The following is an 18,094-nucleotide window of genomic DNA, read 5'->3' as shown; positions in this document are numbered from 1 at the left end:
GGCCAGCCACGGCAGACCCGGCTTCTTCCAGTCCAGGCCGTGATCGACGCAGTACGACAGGTACAAGGCGACCCGAGGGGCGTACGTGCGCTCGGTGTTGATCGAACGGTCCGCCATCCGAAGGCTCGCCAGGTAGGCGCACGCCTCCACATGCAGCTCGTACTCCGAGGAGATCACCACCCATGACACGGATTCGTCGCGGAGGGAGACGGCGCGTTCAGCCGTGTACCGAGGAGGCGTGATAGCGAACGTACCAGACGTGACAGACACCTAGTGGATACCTTTCAGAGACATATGAATTAGCCCTCAACACCTATGTGCCAGAGGCCACATGGCTCCTACAGATAATTGGTCCGTACGGCTCTTCCGCGGGGTTCCTCCGTACGGCGGGAGAGGGCCGTACGGCCCCTGCCGGGCGCTGCCGTCGACGGCCCAGGGTGGTCTCGGCAAGGGATGGAGTGAGGCCATGGACGTCCTCGTGGGATACGCGACCGCGCACGGCTCCACGCGGGAGATCGCCGAGCGGATCGCGTCCCGGCTGTGCTCGGCGGGGCTGAGCGCCGAGGCCCGGCCGGTGGAGTCGGTCGACGACGCCGACGCGTACCGGGCGTTCGTCCTCGGCAGCGCCGTGCACGGCCGGGCGTGGCTGGTGCCGGCGCGGGACTTCGCGTACGACAACCTCGGCGTCCTGGCCGCGCGGCCCGTGTGGCTGTTCAGCGTCGGGATGCCGGACGCGCTGCGCGGGCCGTGGCGGCGGCTGGGGCCGAAGGAGGCACCGCTGATCCTCGCGGCGCTGCCCGGCGACCTGTCGTACCGGGAGCACCGGCTGTTCTCCGGCGTCGTGTCACGCGACCAGCTGTCGCGCGCCGGGCGGCTGCTGTTCCACCTCATGGGCGGCCGGTTCCGCGACTACCGGGACTGGGAGGCCGTCGAGGAGTGGGCGTCCGGCATCGCCGATGAGCTGAGGCAGGGGCCTGCGGGCTGGTGACGGCCGGAGGGTGAGCCGTACGAGGAGGGCCTGTGTCCGAGAACGAGCGGATCGATCTGGCGTCGATGATCACCGCGCTGCGCCGGTCCCTGGAGGACGCGCAGCGGGAGGGGGCACGGACCGGCGGCCCCCGCTTCCAGGTGGAGGGGATCGAGCTGGAGACGACCGTGCAGGTGGTCAGGGATGCGCGGGCCTCCGGCGGGGTGAGGTTCTGGCTGGTCACCGCGCAGGCGGGCGCCGGCCGGGGCGACAGCGTGACGCAGCGCATGACGATCCGGCTGGGCCTGGAGGGGACGGCCTTCATCTCCGATCCGGGAGGTGAGTTCCGTGAACTCCCCTGATCTGCGGCGGGTGGCGTTCGTCCGCTCGGCGCGCGGGACCTCCTCCGGGTATCTCGTCGCGCCACGGCTCGTTCTCACCGCCGCGCACTGCGTCGGCGAGGTCGGGGACGGCGCCGAGGTCCAGGTGCTGCGGCCCGGGGCACGGCAGGGTGCCCGGCAGGCGAGTCCGGCCGTGCGGTTCGAGGTCGTCGCGCTGAGCGGCGGCGTCCGCGAGACCGGGGTGGACGGCTTCGCCCTCCTGCGCGCGTCCAGCGCCGACCCCTTCGAGCTTCGGACACCGCGCCCGGTCACATGGGGTCGGCTCACCGGCACCGAACCACTCGCGGCGGAGGCGTACGCCTTCCCCCGGGGGGCCACCGAAGCACGCAGGCAGAACCTGGAACACACCCTGGGGCATCTGATCCCCGGTACGGGAACGGTGACCGGTTCCGCGCGGACCGGCTGGTACCAGGTCTTCCAGGTCAGCACCGGTTCCTTCACCGAGAACGCGCTGTGGCAAGGCGCCTCGGGGGCCGCGGTCTTCAGCCGAGGCAGGCTACTCGGCCTGATCTGCGAGTACGACGCGTGCGAGGCCGGACGGCTCAAGGTGATCCCCGTCCAGCTGCTGAGCGAGCAGGAGGAGTTCCTGCGCCTGCTCACGGAAGAGGATGCACGGTCCATGGTGATCGAGCCGGTGTGGAAAGGGCAGGAGGTGCTGGAGCCACCCTATGTGGATCTCGCCGACAGCTCGTCGGCCGCAGACCTGCTGCTTCCCCAGCACAAGCTGGTGGGCTTCTGCGGACGTGAGAAGGACCTCCGTGAACTGACGCAGTGGTGCACGACGGACTCGGCTCCGCACTCCGTGGCCCTGCGACTCGTCAGCGGTGACCACTCGGTGGGAAAGACCCGGCTGGCCCGGGAGCTGTGCGCGCGGATGGCAGGTCGCGGCTGGGTGGCGGGACCGCTCAACCCCCTGGCGAAGGCGACGGACATCACGCGCCTGATGGGTCTGGACGAGGACCGGCTGATCGTGGTCGACGACGCGGACGGCAGGATCGGCGAACTCGACGCCCTGCTCCGCCACCGGGGTGGTGAGGGGAAGGTCCGGATACTGGCGACCACCCGGTACGAAAGCCGGTGGTGGCCCGCCTTCCAGCACCGCTACGGCGAACTGGCGAAGAAGGAGCCGTACCGGCTCCTCTGTCTTGACGCGGCGGAGCGCGAGGACATCTACACGAAGGCGTACCGGACGTTCCTGCGCCGGCGCGCGGAGCCGGAGGGGAAGTCGGACAGGGGACTTCCGCAGCCGTCCGTGAACCTCGCCGACCCGGACTTCGCCAGCTGTCTGTTCGTCCTCATCCTCGCCATGAGCGACGCACACAGCTTCCTGCACCCGGAGTGGGATGCACAGCACGGCACCACCGGTTCGCTCCCCCTCCCGGAGTCCCTCTACGAGCAGGCACTCGCCCTGGAACGGGAGGACTGGATCGACAACGCCGAACGGGCGTGTCTGCCGAGGGACCCGGTCCTGCTCGACCGGGTGGTGGCGGTGTCCAGCCTGGCCTTCGCCGGCGGGAGGACCCGGGGTGAGCAGGAGACCCAGGCCGCCGAACGGTTGCGGATGGTGCCCGACCTGAGGGACGCGACGGAGGAGTACCGCCGCCGGTTGGTGCGCTACTTCCAGGAGCGCATCGACGGATACGGCGCCCTGCGCGCCCTGCGTCCCGCACGGCTCGCGCAGCACCTGGTGGCGAACACGGTCCGCGATTTCCCTGAACTCCTCTGCGAGGCGCTCGACGTGGACCCGACACGTCAGCCCGAGGCATGGGCCCGGCAGGCGCTCACCACGCTCCAGATGGTCAGTGCCACGGCGTTCGGGGACGACGCGTCCGGGCGGCCCTCGGACCCCGTGGTCCGCGGCGCGCTGCGGGTGGCGGTCGAACGGCACGCGTCGGCGCTGATCAGGCTGGTCCGTGCCGCACTGGAGACCACCGACGCGACCACCGGAAGGTCGCTCGCGGCGGCCCTGGAGACGGTCTTCGACCGCCCCGGGGACTGGGAGGGGGAGTTCGCGGCGACCGCTGCCCGGGAGGTGGAGGAGAAGGAGCCGGACGCCCTCCTGAACCTCGCGATCATCCTGCGCAAGAAGGCGGTGGCGTTCTACGAGACCCAGAAACCGCTCAGCCGGGAGACACAGTTCCGCTGGGCGACCGAGAACCGGCAGCTGTCACGGGTCCTGGCAGACGCCGGACACCGGCACGAGGCACACGACCCCGCCTTGCAGGCGGTGCGGCAGTTCAACGCACTGACCCGGCTCGACGACTCGTACGCGTACCTGCTGGGGAAGGCCCACTCACTGAGCAATGCCGGGGTACGCCAGCGGGAGATCGGACGGTGCTCCGATTCGCTGGAGAGCGCACGCGAGGCCGTCCGGATCTACGAGACCCTCCTGCACGGCCATCCCGACCGCTCGCACCACCGCTATCTCAGCATCGCCCAGTGCAACCTGTCGGAGTCGCTGGCGCAGGCGGGCCGCAGCCGCGAGGCTCTGCAGGTCGCGACCGACGCCCTCGACCTGATCACGACCGGACTTCCCGCCGAGCCGCCACAGCCGCCGTTGCGGCCCTGGGAGATCCCCGAGGCCGAGGCTCTCGCCTGGCGCACTCTCGCACGGCGCCAGGCCGACGCGGAGAAGTTCGACGACGCACTCGTCTCGGCCGACCGTGCCAAGGACCTCTACCAGCGCCTGCGGGACAGCCGCAGCGGCTGGTGGGAACGGGACTTCGCACGAGCGCTGGCGGTCCTGGGCCGCTGCCACGGCGACGCCCGCCACTGGAACGAAAGCATCAAGTTCCTCTCCGAGGCGGTGGACCGCTACGCGGAACTGGAGCACCTCTACCAGGAGGCGGAACGCCCTTACCACACCGCCGCGTTGCGCAACCTGGCGCTCGCCCACCTCAACAAGGCCCACGCGCTCGGCCGGGACAGTTGGAAGGAGGAACTCGACGAAGGGGTGCGCTGGGCGGACCGGGCCCGCCGCCACCACGACGCGATGGCACCGGAGGAGCACCACGCCGAACGGGCCCACAACGCGTGGACCATGGGGATCAAGGCCGCGCTGGAGCTGGCCCTGGACAACTCGAGCGGAGCCCGCGACCTGGCCGGCAAGGCGCTGGACATCCTGGAGCAGGACGCCCGGGACGACACCTGGAAGCAGCGCCGCGACAGGATCCGGCTCACTCGCGTGCACGGCGCGGCGCTGAGGGCCTGCGGTGAGGCGGACGCGGCGACGGAGCAGTTCCACAAGGCCGACCGGCTCCAGAAGAGCCTCAACGACGCGGAACCCGGCCAGCAGCTGAACGGCTTGACGATACCCCCCGTGCCACCGGCCGACTGGCAGCGGAACCATGCCGACGGCCACCCCGCCTGACCGTTCCCCAGACCTGCCGCGCTGTCCCGCTCGGCCCCCTCACCGGGACGTTCGGCCCCTGAGCCGGGGACGGAGCGCGCGGTAGGACTGGAGGCACCGGCGGAAGGAGTCCCCGTGTTCCAGGTGCGTATCCACGGCCGCGGCGGCCAGGGAGCCGTCACCGCCGCGGAGTTGTTGTCGGTGGCGGCGTTCGACGAGGGCCGCCACGCGCAGGCGTTCCCGAGTTTCGGCTCGGAGCGGACCGGGGCGCCGGTGACGGCGTTCTGCCGGATCGACGACCGGCCGATCCGGGTGCGTGAGCCGGTCACGCGGCCCGACGCGCTGATCGTCCAGGACGCGACGCTGCTGCACCAGGTGGACGTCTTCGAAGGGGTGCGTCCCGGTGGCGCCGCCCTGGTCAACTCCCCGCTGGACGCCCGGGAACTGGGCCTCGACGCGCTGTCGTGCCGGGTCCTCACCGTTCCCGCGACGGCGCTCGCCCTGCGCCGCATCGGCCGCCCGGTGCCGAACGCCGCTCTGCTGGGCGGGCTGGCCGCGCTGACCGGCTGTGTCGGGATCGACGCGCTGACCGGGGCGATCCGCGACCGTTTCCCGGGCCGGCTGGGTCCGGCCAACGCGGACGCCGCCCGGGAGGCGTACGCGCTCGTGCGGAACCTGTGTGAGGAGCACGCCCATGCTGAAGCAGACTGAGGGCTCGCGCGCGGTCGCCGAGAGCGTCGCGCACTGTCGGCCCGAGGTGGTGGCCGCCTATCCGATCTCCCCGCAGACGCACATCGTCGAGGAGCTGAGCCGGCTGGTGAAGTCCGGCGCGGTGGACCCTTGCGAGTACGTCAACGTGGAGTCGGAGTTCGCCGCGATGTCGATGTGCATCGGTGCGAGCGCGGCCGGTGCGCGCGCCTACACGGCGACCGCGAGCCAGGGCCTGCTGTACATGGTGGAGGCCCTGTACAACGCCTCGGGGCTCGGGCTGCCGATCGTGATGACGGTCGCCAACCGGGCGATCGGGGCGCCCATCAACATCTGGAACGACCACAGCGACAGCATGTCCCAGCGCGACTCGGGGTGGATCCAGCTGTACGCCCGCGACAACCAGGAGGCCGCCGACCTGCACCCGCAGGCGTTCCGGCTGGCCGAGGAGCTGTCGCTGCCGGTGATGGTGTGCATGGACGGCTTCGTCCTCACGCACGCCTGGGAGCGGATCGACGTACCCGAACAGGCTGAGGTGGACGCGTTCCTGCCGCCGTACGAGCCACGTCAGGTCCTGGACCCGGCCGAGCCGGTGTCGATCGGCGCGATGGTCGGGCCGGACGCCTTCACCGAGGTGCGCTATCTCGCGCATGCCAAGCAGATGCAGGCGCTGGCGGCGATTCCGCGTGTCTCGCAGGAGTTCCGGGAGGTGTTCGGACGGGAGAGCGGCGGACTGGTCCACCCGTACGCGTGCGAGGACGCCGAGACGGTGGTCGTCGCGCTGGGGTCGGTGTGCGGCACGGTGTGCGACGTGGTCGACGAGCTGCGCGCGCGGGGGGTGCGGATCGGTGTCCTGGCGATCACGTCGTTCCGGCCGTTCCCGCTGGCGGCGGTGCGTGCCGTGCTGGGCGGCGCGCGCCGGGTCGTCGTGCTGGAGCGGGCCTTCTCGGTGGGGGTCGGCGGGATCGTGTCGGCGAACGTGCGGATGGCGCTGTCCGGGATCCGGCTCGACGGCCACACCGTGGTCGCCGGGCTCGGCGGGCGCGCGATCACGAAGGCGTCGCTGCACCGGCTGCTGGGCGACGCGCTCGCCGGGCGGCTGGGCGAGCTGACGTTCCTGGACCTCGACACGGAGCTCGTGGAGCGGGAGCTGGCCCGTATGGCGCGCACCCGGCGGTCGGGTCCTTCGGCGGAGAACATCCTGCGGGACATGGGGAGCAACCGGTGAGCGGCGCACGGCAGGTGAGGTTCTACCAGGTGGGAAGTCTGGCAGCGGGAAACCGGCTGCTGGCGCCCGGACTCCGTTCCGACCAGGCCGACCCGGGCCGCTCCAACACGCTGACCTGCGGGCACCGCGCCTGCCAGGGGTGCGGTGAGGCGCTGGGCGCCCGGTACGTCCTGGACGCGGCGCAGCGGGCGTCCGGCGGGAAGGTGATCGCGGTCAACGCGACCGGCTGCCTGGAGGTGTTCTCCACCCCGTACCCGGAGACGTCCTGGCAGCTCCCGTGGCTGCACTCGCTGTTCGGGAACGCGCCTGCCGTCGCCGCGGGGGTCGCCGCCGCGCTGCGCGCCAAGGGCCGTACCGACGTCCGGGTGGTCGGCCAGGGCGGGGACGGCGGCACGGTCGACATCGGTCTGGGCTGTCTGTCGGGCATGTTCGAGCGGGGCGACGACGTCCTGTACGTCTGCTACGACAACGAGGCGTACATGAACACGGGTGTGCAGCGCTCGGGGGCCACTCCCCCGGCGGCGCGCACCGCCACCACCCAGACAGGCGCGCCGTTCGGGCAGGGCAAGAGCCTGCCGCTGATCGCGATGGCGCACGGCATCCCGTACGTCGCGACGGCCACCGTGGCCGGGCTGCGGGACCTGGAGGCCAAGGTGCACCGGGCGATGGGGATGCGCGGTGCCCGCTATCTGCATGTGCTGGTGCCCTGTCCGCTGGGCTGGGGCACTCCGGCCCACGACACGGTGCGCATCGCGCGGCTCGCGGAGCGCTGCGGCCTGTTCCCGGTGTTCGAGGCCGTCGACGGCGAGGTGACCGACGTGACGCCGATCCGCCGGCAGGTGCCGGTCGAGGAGTACCTGCGTCCGCAGAAGCGCTACGCGCACCTCTTCGAGCCCCACGTCCGCACCGACGTCATCGCCCGGCTGCAACGGGCCGCCGACCGCAACATCGCCCGCTTCGAGCTCGCCGAGGAGGAGACGCCATGAAGGAGAAGCCGTTCGCGATCACCCTGGACGTGGGGTCGAGTCTCGCCAACCACACCGGGGCCTGGCGCACCGAGCGTCCCGAGTACGTCCACCGGCTGCCGCCGTGCAACCAGGCGTGCCCGGCCGGGGAGAACATCCAGCAGTGGCTGTTCCACGCGGAGAGCGGCGACTACGAGGCGGCGTGGCGGGAGCTGATGCGCGACAACCCGCTGCCCGCCGTGATGGGCCGGGTCTGCTACCACCCCTGCGAGACCGCCTGCAACCGTGTACAGGTCGACGACGCGGTGGGCATCAACTCCGTGGAGCGGTTCCTCGGCGACGAGGCGATCCGGCAGGGCTGGAGCGTGGCCCCGCCCGCCACCGTCTCGGGCAAGCGGGTCCTGGTCGTCGGCTCCGGCCCGGCCGGCCTGTCGGCCGCGTACCACCTGCGGCTGCTCGGCCACGAGGTGACCGTCCGCGAGGCCCAGGAGCGGCTCGGCGGAATGATGCGGTACGGCATCCCGCGCTACCGGCTGCCCCGTGAGGTGCTGGACGCGGAGATCGGCCGCATCCGCGGGCTCGGCGTCGCCTTCGAGACCGGCGCGCGGGTGCGGGACGTGCTGGCCGCGCGGGAGGACGGCGGTTTCGACGCCGTGTTCCTCGCGGTGGGCGCGGGCATCGGCAGGCGGGCCTACCTCCCGGCCGGGGACAGCGCCCGGATCCTCGACGCGGTGGCGCTGCTCGGCAGCATGGAGGGGGAAGAGCCTCCGCTGCTGGGGCGCAGGGTCGCCGTCTACGGGGGCGGCGACACGGCGATGGACGCGGCCCGCACCGCCCGCCGCCTCGGTGCCACCGACGCCGTGGTGGTCTACCGGCGCACCCGTGACCGGATGCCCGCGCACGACGAGGAGGTCGAGGAGGCTCTGGAGGAGGGCGTGCGGATGAAGTGGCTGTCCACCATCAAGCACGCCGACGAGGGCCGGCTGACCATCGAACGGATGGCACTGGACGAGACGGGATTCCCGCAGCCGACGGGTGAGTTCGAGGAGCTGGAGGCGGACTCGGTGGTGCTGGCGCTCGGCCAGGAGTCCGACCTGTCCCTCGTCGCGGGCGTGCCGGACCTGGCCGTCGACCACGGCACGGTCCAGGTGGCCCAGGGGCTGATGACCGGCCACGAGGGCGTCTTCGCGGGCGGCGACATGGTGCCCGCCGAGCGGACGGTGACCGTGGCCGTGGGGCACGGCAAGAAGGCGGCCCGGCACATCGACGCCTATCTGCGGGGCACGTCCTATGCGCCCGGCACGAAGCATCCGCCCGCGAGTGCCGACCGGCTGAACACCTGGTACTACTCCGATGCCCCGACCTCCGTACGGCCCCGGCTCGCGCTCGCCCGCCGTGTCTCCACCTTCGACGAGGTGGTCCAGGGCCTCGACCGCTCCACCGCGCTCTTCGAGGCACGGCGCTGCATGTCGTGCGGGAACTGCTTCGAGTGCGACAACTGCTACGGCGTCTGCCCGGACAACGCGATCACCAAGCTCGGTCCGGGCAAGGGGTTCTCGATCGACCTCGACTACTGCAAGGGGTGCGGGCTGTGTGCGGCGGAGTGCCCTTCGGGGGCGATCGACATGGTGCCGGAGGAGTGAGTTTGGCGCACCGGGACGGGCCCCGCCGGCCGGCGGGGCCCGTCCCGTGTCACGTCCCCTCAGGCGACGTACTCGCCGACCGCGGCCTTCAGTTCGGTCAGTCCCTTCTTCGCGTCGGTGAAGAACATCCCGGTGCGCGGCTCGGTGTAGAGCTCGTTGTCGATGCCCGCGTACCCGTGTCCCATGGAGCGTTTGATGACGACGACGCTGCGCGCCTTGTCGACGTCGAGGATCGGCATCCCGGAGATCGCGTTGCCGGGGCGGCGGGCGAGGGGGTTGGTGACGTCGTTGGCGCCGATCACCAGGGCCACGTCGGCCTGCGGGAACTCGGGGTTGACGTCGTCCATCTCCTTGAGCTGGGTGTAGGGCACGTTCGCCTCGGCCAGCAGCACGTTCATGTGGCCCGGCATCCGGCCCGCGACCGGGTGCACGGCGTAGCTGACGTCGACGCCGTGGTCGGTGAGGAGCTGGGCCAGGGCGCCGAGTTCGTGCTGGGCCTGGGCGGCGGCGAGCCCGTACCCGGGGACGAGGATCACCTTGCGCGCGTACGCGAGCTGGATGGCGACGTCGTCCGCGGACAGGGAGCGCACCTGGGCCGGTGGGGCACCGGTCGTGGCGGGGGCGTTGTCGCCGGTGCCGAAGCCGCCGACGACGATGTTCGCGACGGAGCGGTTCATGGCGTCGGCCATCAGCTTGGTGAGGATGCCGCCCGAGGCGCTGACGAGCATGCCGGCGACGATCAGCGCGGTCTCGTCCAGGACGAAGCCGGCCATGGCGACCGCGGATCCGGTGAAGGCGTTGAGGAGGGCGATGACGACGGGCATGTCGGCGCCGCCGATCGGCAGGACCATGGTCACGCCGAACAGCAGGGCGAGGGCCGCGAGCCCGTAGAGGGCGGGCCGGGAGCCGGGGTCGAGCACGAGCCAGACGGTGCCGGCGGTGAACGAGGCGGGCAGCAGGACGTTCAGCAGCCGTGCGCCCGGGAAGACGACCGGCGCTCCGGAGACGATGCCCTGGAGTTTCCCGGCGGCGATCAGCGAGCCGGAGAAGGTGACGGCGCCGATCACGATGTCGAGGGCGCCGGGCAGCGAGACCCGGGCGCCGATGCCCGCCGGGTCCGGGGTCTGGAGCAGGTCGGTCACGGCGATCAGGGCCGCCGCGCCGCCGCCGACGGCGTTGAAGACGCTGACCAGTTGGGGCATGGCCGTCATCTTCACCTCGCGCGCGGCCCACAGGCCGAGGGCGGCGCCGAGGAGGCCGCCGCAGGCCAGGACGAGCCAGCCGGTGCGGGTGACGGTGCCGTCGGCGGCGACGAGCCACACGGTGGCGGCGATCGCGGCGGACATGGCGGCGGCGGAGAGGGTGTTGCCGCGGCGGGCGGTGCGGGGGTGGTTCATGAGGTGCAGGCCGAGGACGAAGCAGGCCGCCGCGGCCAGGAACACGTAGTGGACGGTGTCGGAGACCATGGCGCTCACACCCCGTTCTTCTTCTCTGTGTCCGGCCGGGCCTTGAACATCTCCAGCATCCGGTCGGTGACGACGTATCCGCCGACGACGTTCATCGCGCCGAACACCATCGCGGTGAAGGCCAGCGCGTAGCCGGGCCAGGTGTGGGACTCGGCGGCGACGAGCATGGCGCCGATGACGACGATGCCGTGCACCGAGTTGGAGCCGGACATCAGCGGGGTGTGCAGGGTCGCGGGCACCTTGCTGATGACCTCGACGCCGACGAGGACGCCGAGCACGAACACGGTGATCGCGGTGAGCAGGTCGAGGTCGTTCACGACGGTCCGCCTCCCGTCAGGGCCGCGGTGATCTCGTCAGCCGGGTCGAGGACGAGTTCGCCGTCCCGCACCAGGTGGCGCAGGAGGGCGAGGAGGTTGCGGGCGTAGGCCGTGGAGGCGGCGGTGGCCGTCGCGGACGGCAGCCGGCCGGCGCCGATCACGGTGACGCCGCCCGCCAGGACGTCCGTCTTGTCGGGTTCGGAGCCCTCGACGTTGCCGCCGAGTTCGCTCGCGGCGAGGTCGACGACGACCGAGCCGGGCCGCATCCGCCGCAGCACGTCCCGGGTGACCAGGAGCGGCGGGCGTCGGCCGGGTACCTGCGCGGTGGTGACGACGACGTCGCAGCGGGCGATGTGCTCGTCGAGGGCGGCGCGCTGGGCCTCCTGCTCCTGGGGGGTCAGCTCCCGCGCGTAGCCCCCGTGTCCGGTGCCCGGTTCCTCGTCGGGCGGGCTCTGGACGTCGAGGAACCGGGCGCCCAGTGACTCCACCTCCCCTCGGGATGCGGGGCGTACGTCGTACGCCGTGACGACGGCGCCGAGGCGGCGGGCGGTGGCGATGGCCTGGAGCCCGGCGACACCGGCGCCGAGGACGAGGACCTGCGCCGGGCGCATGGTGCCCGCCGCGGTGGTCAGCATCGGGAAGAAGCGGTCGTAGGTCTCGGCGGCGACGAGGGCCGCCTTGTAGCCGGCGACGTTGGCCTGCGAGGTGAGGGCGTCCATCGCCTGGGCGCGGCTGAGGGTGCGCGGCAGCAGGTCGAGGCTGACCGGGTGCACGCCCCGTCGGCGCAGGTCCGCCATCAGCTCGGGGTGGCGGGCCGGTTCCAGCAGGCCGATCAGGGTCTGTCCTTCGCGCAGGGAAGCGGCGCTCTCCGCGTCCGGGGGTCCCACGCACAGCACGGCGTCGGCTCGCGCGTACAGGTCGCCGGGCGCGACGGCCTCGGCGCCGGCGGCGGTGTAGTCGGCGTCGGTGAACCAGGCGCCGGAGCCCGCTCCGGTCTCGATCAGGACGTCGATGCCCGCCTCGCGCAGCCGGGTGACGGTCTCGGGGACGAGGGCGACACGGCGTTCGCCGGGTGCCCGTTCCCGCAGAGCGCCCACGGTGATGGCCATGGTCTGCTGCCTTTCTCCGGGGCCCGGGACCGCCGGGCCCCGGCGCTGTCAGAACTCGAAGACGAGCCGTGCCTCGGCCCGGCCGCCGAGGACCTCGTCGAAGGATTCGTTGACCTGCTCCAGGCGCCGGGGTTCGGCGATGACCTGGGTGCGTCCGGCGGCGTGCAGCGCGAACACCTCGGTGAGGTCCTGGCGGGTGCCGACGATGGAGCCGATGACGGAGATCCCGCCGAGCACGGTCTCGAAGACCGGTACCCGGATCGCCGCGTCGTCGGCGGGCAGCGCGACCATGACGAGCCGTCCGCCGCGGTTGAGGGACCGGTACGCCTGCTCGAATGCCTCGGGGGCGGCGGCGAGCACGATCGCGACGTCGGCGCCGCCGGCCTTCCTGATCTCCTGGACCGGGTCGTGGGTGCGGGCGTTGACGGTCCGGTCGGCGCCGAGGCGGTGGGCGAGGCCGAGTTTGCCGGGTTCGAGGTCGACGGCGGTGACGAATCCGCCGACCAGGCGCGCGTACTGGAGCGCGAGATGGCCGAGGCCCCCGATGCCGAAGACGGCGACCCGCTCGGCCGGGGTGACGCGGGCGACCTTGACCGCCTTGTACGTGGTGACGCCGGCACAGGTCAGGGGGGCCGCGTCGAAGGAGGTCACGCCGTCGGGCACGCGGACGACGGCGCCCGCGTCGGCGACGGCGTACTCGGCGTAGCAGCCGTCGACGGAGTAGCCGGTGTTGACCTGGGATGCGCACAGGGTCTCCCAGCCGGAGAGGCAGTGCCGGCAGGCGCCGCAGGAGGAGCCGAGCCAGGGGACGGCGACCCGGGTGCCGGTCAGGCCGGCGGGGACGCCGGGGCCGGTGGCGCGGACGGTGCCGACGCCCTCGTGGCCGGGGACGAACGGCGGGGTGGGTTTGACGGGCCAGTCGCCGTGGGCGGCGTGGATGTCGGTGTGGCAGAGTCCGGACGCCTCCATCTCCACGAGGACCTGGCCGGGGCCGGGTTCGGGGACGGACCGGTCCTGGATCTCCAGGGGTTTGCCGAAGTCGGTGACTACCGCTGCCTTCATGGCGTGCGCTCCTCAACTCGCTCTGGTCCGGGACGGTTCGGCCCGGGTCACGAAGTGCAGCCCCTCCCCGGCCGCGAGGGAGAAGCCGCCCGGCGTGCCCGGTTCGACGTCCAGGACGAAGACGGGGCGGCCGAGGGCCTCGTACTGGTCGGCGTCCATGTGGAAGGTGCAGCCCTCCACGACGCCGATGAGCATGTCGCCGTCTCCCAGGGCGAATTCGCCGCCCTGGAAGCACATCGGGTCGCTGCCGTCGCAGCAGCCCGCGGACTGGACGAACATCACCGGTGCGCCCTGGGCGGCGCGCAGGGCCGCGATCGCCCTGCGCGCCGCGCGGGTGGCCGTGACGCGTCCGACGGTGCCGGGGCGCGGTTCCACGGGTGCCTCCTAGAACAGCCCGAGGGGCTTGGTGCCGTAGCTGACCAGCAGGTTCTTGGTCTGGCTGTAGTGGTCGAGCATCATCTTGTGGGTCTCGCGGCCGATGCCGGAGACCTTGTAGCCGCCGAAGGCGGCACCGGCGGGGTACTGGTGGTAGCAGTTGGTCCAGACCCGGCCGGCCCTGATCGCGCGGCCCATGCGGTAGGCGCGGGCGCCGTCGCGGGTCCACACGCCGGCGCCGAGGCCGTAGAGCGTGTCGTTGGCGAGGGCGAGGGCGTCGGCCTCGTCCTTGAAGGTGGTGACCGAGAGGACGGGCCCGAAGATCTCCTCCTGGAAGACCCGCATCCGGTTGTGGCCCCTGAGGACGGTCGGCTCGAAGAAGTAGCCGTCCGTGAACGGTCCGCCGATGTCGGCGCGGTGGCCTCCGACGAGCAGTTCGGCGCCCTCCTTCAGGCCGATGTCGACGTAGGAGGCGATCTTGTCGATCTGCTGCTTGGAGACCTGGGGTCCCATCATGGTGTCGGTGTCGAGGGGGTCGCCCTGTCGGACGGCTCGGATGCGCTCCAGGCAGCGGGCCATGAACTCCTCGTAGATGTTCTCCTGGATCAGGGCGCGGGAGGGGGCGGTGCAGACCTCGCCCTTGTTGAACGCGTAGAGCACCAGGCCCTCGACGGCCTTGTTCAGGAAGTCGTCGTCGGCCGCCGCCACGTCGTCGAAGAAGATGTTCGGCGACTTGCCGCCCAGTTCCAGGGTGACCGGGATGATGTTCTGGGACGCGTACTGCATGATCAGGCGCCCGGTGGTGGTCTCGCCGGTGAAGGCGACCTTGGCGATGCGCTTGTTCGTGGCGAGCGCCTTGCCGATCTCGGCGCCGGGGCCGTTGACGACGTTGAGGACACCCGGCGGGAGGATGTCCCCGACGACCTCCATCAGCTTGAGGATCGACCACGGGGTCGGCGAGGCCGGCTTGATGACGGAGCAGTTGCCGGCGGCGAGCGCCGGGGCGAGCTTCCACGCGGCCATCAGCAGCGGGAAGTTGAACGGGATGATCTGGCCGACCACGCCCAGCGGTTCGTGGAAGTGGTAGGCGATGGTCTCCTTGTCGATCTCGGTGATCTCGCTCTCCTGCGCGCGGATCGCCGCGGCGAAGTAGCGGAAGTGGTCGGCGGCGAGCGGGATGTCGGCGGCGAGGGTCTCGCGGACCGGCTTGCCGTTCTCCCAGCTCTCGGCGACCGCGAGTTCCTCGCGGTGGGCGTCGATGGCGTCGGCGACCTTGTTGAGCACGGCGGCCCGCTGGGCCGTGGTGGCCTCGCTCCAGGTGTCCTTCGCCGCGTGCGCGGCGTCCAGGGCGAGTTCGATGTCCTGGGGTCCGGACTTCGGGACCTCGCAGATCGGGCGGGCGGTGGCGGGGCACAGGTTCGGTGTGTACCGGCCGGTGGTGGGCGGCAGCCATTTGCCGCCGATGAAGTTCTCGTAGCGGGGCGCGACGTCGACGGGACTGCCCGGCGCGCCCGGAGGCTCGTACTTCATGTTCGTCCCCTTTCCGGTGACGACGGTCGGGCTGATGTACGGCACGTTAGGAGCGGCAACGCTGCAACCGCGCTGCATCCGCGACGGCCCCTTCGAGGTGCCGGGCGCGGGCCGCGGCGGCGGCGCGCTGCGGTGAACCGCCGGGCAGGAGGCGGGCGAGGGCGGTCCACGCGGACGTGTCGTCGGTGCCCCATTCGGAGGTGACCCAGCGGCGCAGCGGCACGGCGCCGCCGGCCAGGACGGCGCCGCGCAACTGCTGTTCCAGGGACGTCCGGTGGGCGACGACGAGGGGCGCCTCGGAGCGCGGCAGCAGCGGGCCCGGGTAGCGGGCGAGGGCCGCGTCGGCCCGCCCTTCGGCGAGCAGACCGGCCACCTCGTCGTAGTCGGTGCGCACCGGCACCAGCAGTGCGTAGGGCCGGGAGCCCAGGAGGCCGGGGCCGAGCACCGCGCGCAGCCGGGTCAGTTCGGCGCGCAGCGTCGAGGGCGGTATCTCGTGCTCCGAGAGGTCCACCGCGAGCCGGTCCCCGGTCACCCCCCGGCCCTCCAGGGCCAGCGTCACCACGATCTCGCTGTGCCGGGGACTGAGCCGGTGCACCCGTCCGGCGTGTTCCAGCACGGCGCTGTCCCGGGCCAGCGCCCGCAGCCGTACGCCACCCGGGGCGGCCCGGGTCGGCGGGAGTACCGCCTGCGCGGCCAGCGCCGCCGCGCGCACCGCGGCCAGGGCCGGGGGTGTGGCGATGCTGGGGCCGCCGGAGAGGTCCACCGCTCCGAGTACCAGGCCGGTGCGGGGGTCGCGCACGGGTGCGGCGGCGCACGACCAGGCGTGGACGGCGGAGCCGTAGTGCTCGCCGGTCACGATCTGGACCGCCCTGCCGAGTTCCAGGGCGGTGCCGGGGGCGTTGGTCCCGGCGAGCCGTTCCGCCCACCGGGCGCCCTCGACGAACCGCATCCGCTCGGCGCGGCGCAGGGCCGCCGGGTCCCCCTCGACCCACAGGAGGGTGCCCTCCGTGTCGGTGACCGCGAAGACGTGCCCGTCGTCGGCGGCTCCCCGGCCGAGCAGGTCGCGCAGGAGCGGCAGCGCGGCGGCCAGCGGGTGGTCGCGCCGCCGGTCGTCGAGGTCGGCGAAGGCTCCGCACAGCGGCGGGAGGCCGTCGGCGTGGACGCCGCGCACCGTGCAGCGGGCCCACGAGTCGGCCACCAGGGGGCGGACCGGGGCGGTGCGGGGGGACTGCATGGCACACACCTCCTGTGCGGCGTCCTGCGGTGGTCGCGTCAGCCTCGTGCCGGCCTGGCGACACCTCCAGGGGCCGAAGGTCCCCGCTCACTCGCCGGTCGGCACCAGCACCACGGGACAGTGGGAGCGCGACAGCAGGGTGTGCAGGACCGGGCCGGAGTGCCGGTGGGCGCCGATGACGACGACGGCCGCCTCCCGGCCCGCCTCCAGGAGGGCGTGCGCGGGGTCGGTGTCCACGGCGCGGATCTCGACCGGTACGTGGGGGTGCTGCTCCCGCAGCCGTGCGACGCCGAACCGGGGCACGGCCCGCTCGGCCCGTTCGTCCTGTGCCCGGCGCCGCTGGCCGGGGCTGGTCGCGGGGATCGGCGAGGGCATCTCGGGAGCGACGCGGTGGTGGGCCATGGCGTGCAGGACGCGCAGCGGTGCCTGCCGGCGCTCGGCCTCCTGGAAGGCGTAGACGGCCGCCTCGTCGTCGGCGTCGCCCCGCAGGCCGAGCACCACCGGACGCCCGTCGGAGGTGGGGTCGCGGGGCCGGTCGTCGCGTACGACGAGCAGCGGACCGTGCGCCCGCGCGGCGAGCCTGAGGCTCACGGACCCGGCGAGGAGACCGGCGACGGGTCCCAGCCCCCGGGTGCCGACGACCGTGAGGTCCGCGCCCCCGCTCTCACGGGCGAGCACCTCCACCGCCCCGCCGACCACGGCGTCGGCGACGACCGGCAGCCCCGGCCACCGCAGGCGCGTGCGCGTGACGGCGGAGGCCAGTACCGGCCCCGCCTCGTCCCGGTCGCGCACGGCGTACACGACGCGCAGCGCGGTGCCGCGGCGTACGGCTTCCTCGGCGGCGCGGTCCAGCGCGCGTACGGCGCCCGGTGAACCGTCCACGCCGACGACGACGTTCTGGCGAGTCATGGCCCGTCCCCTTCCCCGCGGTGGTCGGTACCGCCGCTCCGAAGCGATGCTGGTCCCGTACCGGCGCGGGGGGGCAGGGGCCTCAGGAACCCTCCGGCGCGCCGGACGGCCCCTTGTGGCGGGCCGGTCGGCCCCGTCAGCCCACGATGCGGCGGCCGGTGAGGGCGAGGGGTTCGATGCGCAGCCACAGTTCGCGCGGGCCGCCCGCCCAGGGTTCGCTGTGGGCCGTCTCCGTGAGCCGGAGCGCTTCGGCGGGGTCGGTGACGCGGCGCGCGTACCCCCGGACGAGGACGCTCCAGCCCCGGCTGAACGCCTCGTCGATCCGGTCGGCCTCCAGGGCCACCCGGCAGCCGTCGGCCTGGGCGGGGACCGTGCCGGGGGCGGTGCGGTAGACGACGGCGCCGGCGACGACGCCGTAGTTGACGGGCACGACGAGAGGGCCCTCGACGGTGGGCACGGCGAGGCGTCCCACGCCGTGCGTGGCGAGCAGGACGCGGCACTCGGCCGGCGTCAGCTTCACGAGGTGCGTGCGGCGGGCCCGGCCGAGACCTGCGGGACGTCCGGCGGCGGCGCCGGTGAGGGCCGCGACGGTGGTCTCCAGGGCGTCGGCGAGCCTGCGCAGCACCCCGGCACCGGGGGCGGCCCCGGACCACTCCTCCAGATAGCCGAGGTAGCCGGGCGCCATGCCAGCCCGTACGGCGATCTCCTGGCGGCTGAGACCGAGTTCGGTCCGGCGCCAGGCGAGGCGGTGTCCCAGGTCTCCGGGGCCGCCCGGCGATGCGTGTGCCGTCATGACTGTCGCTTCCCCTCGTGGCACGACGGCGTCGGCCC

Annotated in this window: 16 protein-coding genes; 7 read left to right on the top strand and 9 right to left on the bottom strand. The window is 72.8% G+C overall.

Going from position 1 to position 18,094, the window contains the following annotated elements; genetic code table 11:
* Positions 1 to 466: 466 nt before the first annotated feature.
* The 7 genes from J8M50_RS46900 (at position 467) to J8M50_RS46870 (ending at position 9,261) form a co-directional block, all read left to right on the top strand.
* The gene (locus J8M50_RS46900) at positions 467 to 988 is read left to right on the top strand and encodes a flavodoxin domain-containing protein (RefSeq protein WP_010360481.1); all 522 of its coding nucleotides are present in this window, start codon (positions 467 to 469) and stop codon (positions 986 to 988) included.
* A 32-nt stretch (positions 989 to 1,020) separates the two neighbouring features.
* Positions 1,021 to 1,329 carry a trypco2 family protein gene (locus J8M50_RS46895; RefSeq protein ID WP_010360482.1) on the top strand — a complete coding sequence of 103 codons (309 nt, stop codon included), beginning with the start codon at positions 1,021 to 1,023 and terminating at the stop codon, positions 1,327 to 1,329.
* Positions 1,316 to 4,738: a serine protease gene (locus tag J8M50_RS46890; RefSeq protein WP_010360483.1), complete on the top strand. Its 3,423-nt coding sequence runs from the start codon at positions 1,316 to 1,318 to the stop codon at positions 4,736 to 4,738. The genes J8M50_RS46895 and J8M50_RS46890 overlap by 14 nt, the downstream gene beginning before the upstream one ends.
* Before the next feature lie 114 nt (positions 4,739 to 4,852).
* Positions 4,853 to 5,428 (top strand): 2-oxoacid:acceptor oxidoreductase family protein, encoded by a 576-nt coding sequence (locus tag J8M50_RS46885; protein WP_010360484.1) that lies wholly within the window; start codon positions 4,853 to 4,855, stop codon positions 5,426 to 5,428.
* Positions 5,412 to 6,653 carry a transketolase C-terminal domain-containing protein gene (locus J8M50_RS46880; protein WP_010360485.1) on the top strand — a complete coding sequence of 414 codons (1,242 nt, stop codon included), beginning with the start codon at positions 5,412 to 5,414 and terminating at the stop codon, positions 6,651 to 6,653. Before J8M50_RS46885 ends, J8M50_RS46880 begins: the two co-directional genes overlap by 17 nt.
* Positions 6,650 to 7,639 (top strand): thiamine pyrophosphate-dependent enzyme, encoded by a 990-nt coding sequence (locus J8M50_RS46875; RefSeq protein ID WP_010360486.1) that lies wholly within the window; start codon positions 6,650 to 6,652, stop codon positions 7,637 to 7,639. Before J8M50_RS46880 ends, J8M50_RS46875 begins: the two co-directional genes overlap by 4 nt.
* Positions 7,636 to 9,261: an NAD(P)-binding protein gene (locus J8M50_RS46870; RefSeq protein ID WP_010360487.1), complete on the top strand. Its 1,626-nt coding sequence runs from the start codon at positions 7,636 to 7,638 to the stop codon at positions 9,259 to 9,261. Before J8M50_RS46875 ends, J8M50_RS46870 begins: the two co-directional genes overlap by 4 nt.
* Before the next feature lie 59 nt (positions 9,262 to 9,320).
* Here J8M50_RS46870 and J8M50_RS46865 read toward each other — a convergent pair whose 3' ends face one another.
* From J8M50_RS46865 to J8M50_RS46825, 9 genes are all read right to left on the bottom strand, one after another.
* The gene (locus tag J8M50_RS46865) at positions 9,321 to 10,727 is read right to left on the bottom strand and encodes an NAD(P)(+) transhydrogenase (Re/Si-specific) subunit beta (RefSeq protein ID WP_040838737.1); all 1,407 of its coding nucleotides are present in this window, start codon (positions 10,725 to 10,727) and stop codon (positions 9,321 to 9,323) included.
* A 5-nt stretch (positions 10,728 to 10,732) separates the two neighbouring features.
* Positions 10,733 to 11,044: an NAD(P) transhydrogenase subunit alpha part 2 gene (locus J8M50_RS46860; RefSeq protein WP_010360490.1), complete on the bottom strand. Its 312-nt coding sequence runs from the start codon at positions 11,042 to 11,044 to the stop codon at positions 10,733 to 10,735.
* Positions 11,041 to 12,153 carry an NAD(P) transhydrogenase subunit alpha gene (locus J8M50_RS46855; protein WP_010360491.1) on the bottom strand — a complete coding sequence of 371 codons (1,113 nt, stop codon included), beginning with the start codon at positions 12,151 to 12,153 and terminating at the stop codon, positions 11,041 to 11,043. The genes J8M50_RS46860 and J8M50_RS46855 overlap by 4 nt, the downstream gene beginning before the upstream one ends.
* A gap of 48 nt (positions 12,154 to 12,201) precedes the next feature.
* Entirely contained in the window at positions 12,202 to 13,215 is a 1,014-nt protein-coding gene (locus tag J8M50_RS46850) for a zinc-dependent alcohol dehydrogenase (protein WP_010360492.1), read from the bottom strand.
* A gap of 12 nt (positions 13,216 to 13,227) precedes the next feature.
* Positions 13,228 to 13,590, bottom strand: coding sequence for a DUF779 domain-containing protein (locus J8M50_RS46845; RefSeq protein WP_010360493.1), 363 nt, complete (start codon positions 13,588 to 13,590; stop codon positions 13,228 to 13,230).
* A 9-nt stretch (positions 13,591 to 13,599) separates the two neighbouring features.
* Entirely contained in the window at positions 13,600 to 15,120 is a 1,521-nt protein-coding gene (locus tag J8M50_RS46840; protein WP_010360494.1) for an aldehyde dehydrogenase family protein, read from the bottom strand.
* A gap of 46 nt (positions 15,121 to 15,166) precedes the next feature.
* Positions 15,167 to 16,354 carry a sigma-54-dependent transcriptional regulator family protein gene (locus J8M50_RS46835; RefSeq protein WP_010360495.1) on the bottom strand — a complete coding sequence of 396 codons (1,188 nt, stop codon included), beginning with the start codon at positions 16,352 to 16,354 and terminating at the stop codon, positions 15,167 to 15,169.
* Positions 16,355 to 16,441: 87 nt separating this feature from the next.
* Positions 16,442 to 17,263, bottom strand: coding sequence for a universal stress protein (locus tag J8M50_RS46830; protein WP_010360497.1), 822 nt, complete (start codon positions 17,261 to 17,263; stop codon positions 16,442 to 16,444).
* A 136-nt stretch (positions 17,264 to 17,399) separates the two neighbouring features.
* Entirely contained in the window at positions 17,400 to 18,056 is a 657-nt protein-coding gene (locus J8M50_RS46825; RefSeq protein WP_010360498.1) for a helix-turn-helix domain-containing protein, read from the bottom strand.
* Between the last annotated feature and the right edge of the window lie 38 nt (positions 18,057 to 18,094).

Source organism: Streptomyces acidiscabies, assembly GCF_020010905.1.
Taxonomy (GTDB): Bacteria; Actinomycetota; Actinomycetes; order Streptomycetales; family Streptomycetaceae; genus Streptomyces; species Streptomyces acidiscabies.
Note: the sequence above shows the minus strand (reverse complement) of the source record. Positions and strands in the feature narration are given on the sequence as shown.

Excerpts from the sequence above, each read along its gene's own strand:
- J8M50_RS46900 (WP_010360481.1), top strand. The coding sequence starts at position 467 with ATGGACGTCCTCGTGGGATACGCGACCGCGCACGGCTCCACGCGGGAG.
- J8M50_RS46880 (WP_010360485.1), top strand. The coding sequence starts at position 5,412 with ATGCTGAAGCAGACTGAGGGCTCGCGCGCGGTCGCCGAGAGCGTCGCG.
- J8M50_RS46870 (WP_010360487.1), top strand. The coding sequence starts at position 7,636 with ATGAAGGAGAAGCCGTTCGCGATCACCCTGGACGTGGGGTCGAGTCTC.
- J8M50_RS46865 (WP_040838737.1), bottom strand. The coding sequence starts at position 10,727 with ATGGTCTCCGACACCGTCCACTACGTGTTCCTGGCCGCGGCGGCCTGC.
- J8M50_RS46855 (WP_010360491.1), bottom strand. The coding sequence starts at position 12,153 with ATGGCCATCACCGTGGGCGCTCTGCGGGAACGGGCACCCGGCGAACGC.
- J8M50_RS46850 (WP_010360492.1), bottom strand. The coding sequence starts at position 13,215 with ATGAAGGCAGCGGTAGTCACCGACTTCGGCAAACCCCTGGAGATCCAG.
- J8M50_RS46840 (WP_010360494.1), bottom strand. The coding sequence starts at position 15,120 with ATGAAGTACGAGCCTCCGGGCGCGCCGGGCAGTCCCGTCGACGTCGCG.
- J8M50_RS46835 (WP_010360495.1), bottom strand. The coding sequence starts at position 16,354 with ATGCAGTCCCCCCGCACCGCCCCGGTCCGCCCCCTGGTGGCCGACTCG.
- J8M50_RS46830 (WP_010360497.1), bottom strand. The coding sequence starts at position 17,263 with ATGACTCGCCAGAACGTCGTCGTCGGCGTGGACGGTTCACCGGGCGCC.
- J8M50_RS46825 (WP_010360498.1), bottom strand. The coding sequence starts at position 18,056 with ATGACGGCACACGCATCGCCGGGCGGCCCCGGAGACCTGGGACACCGC.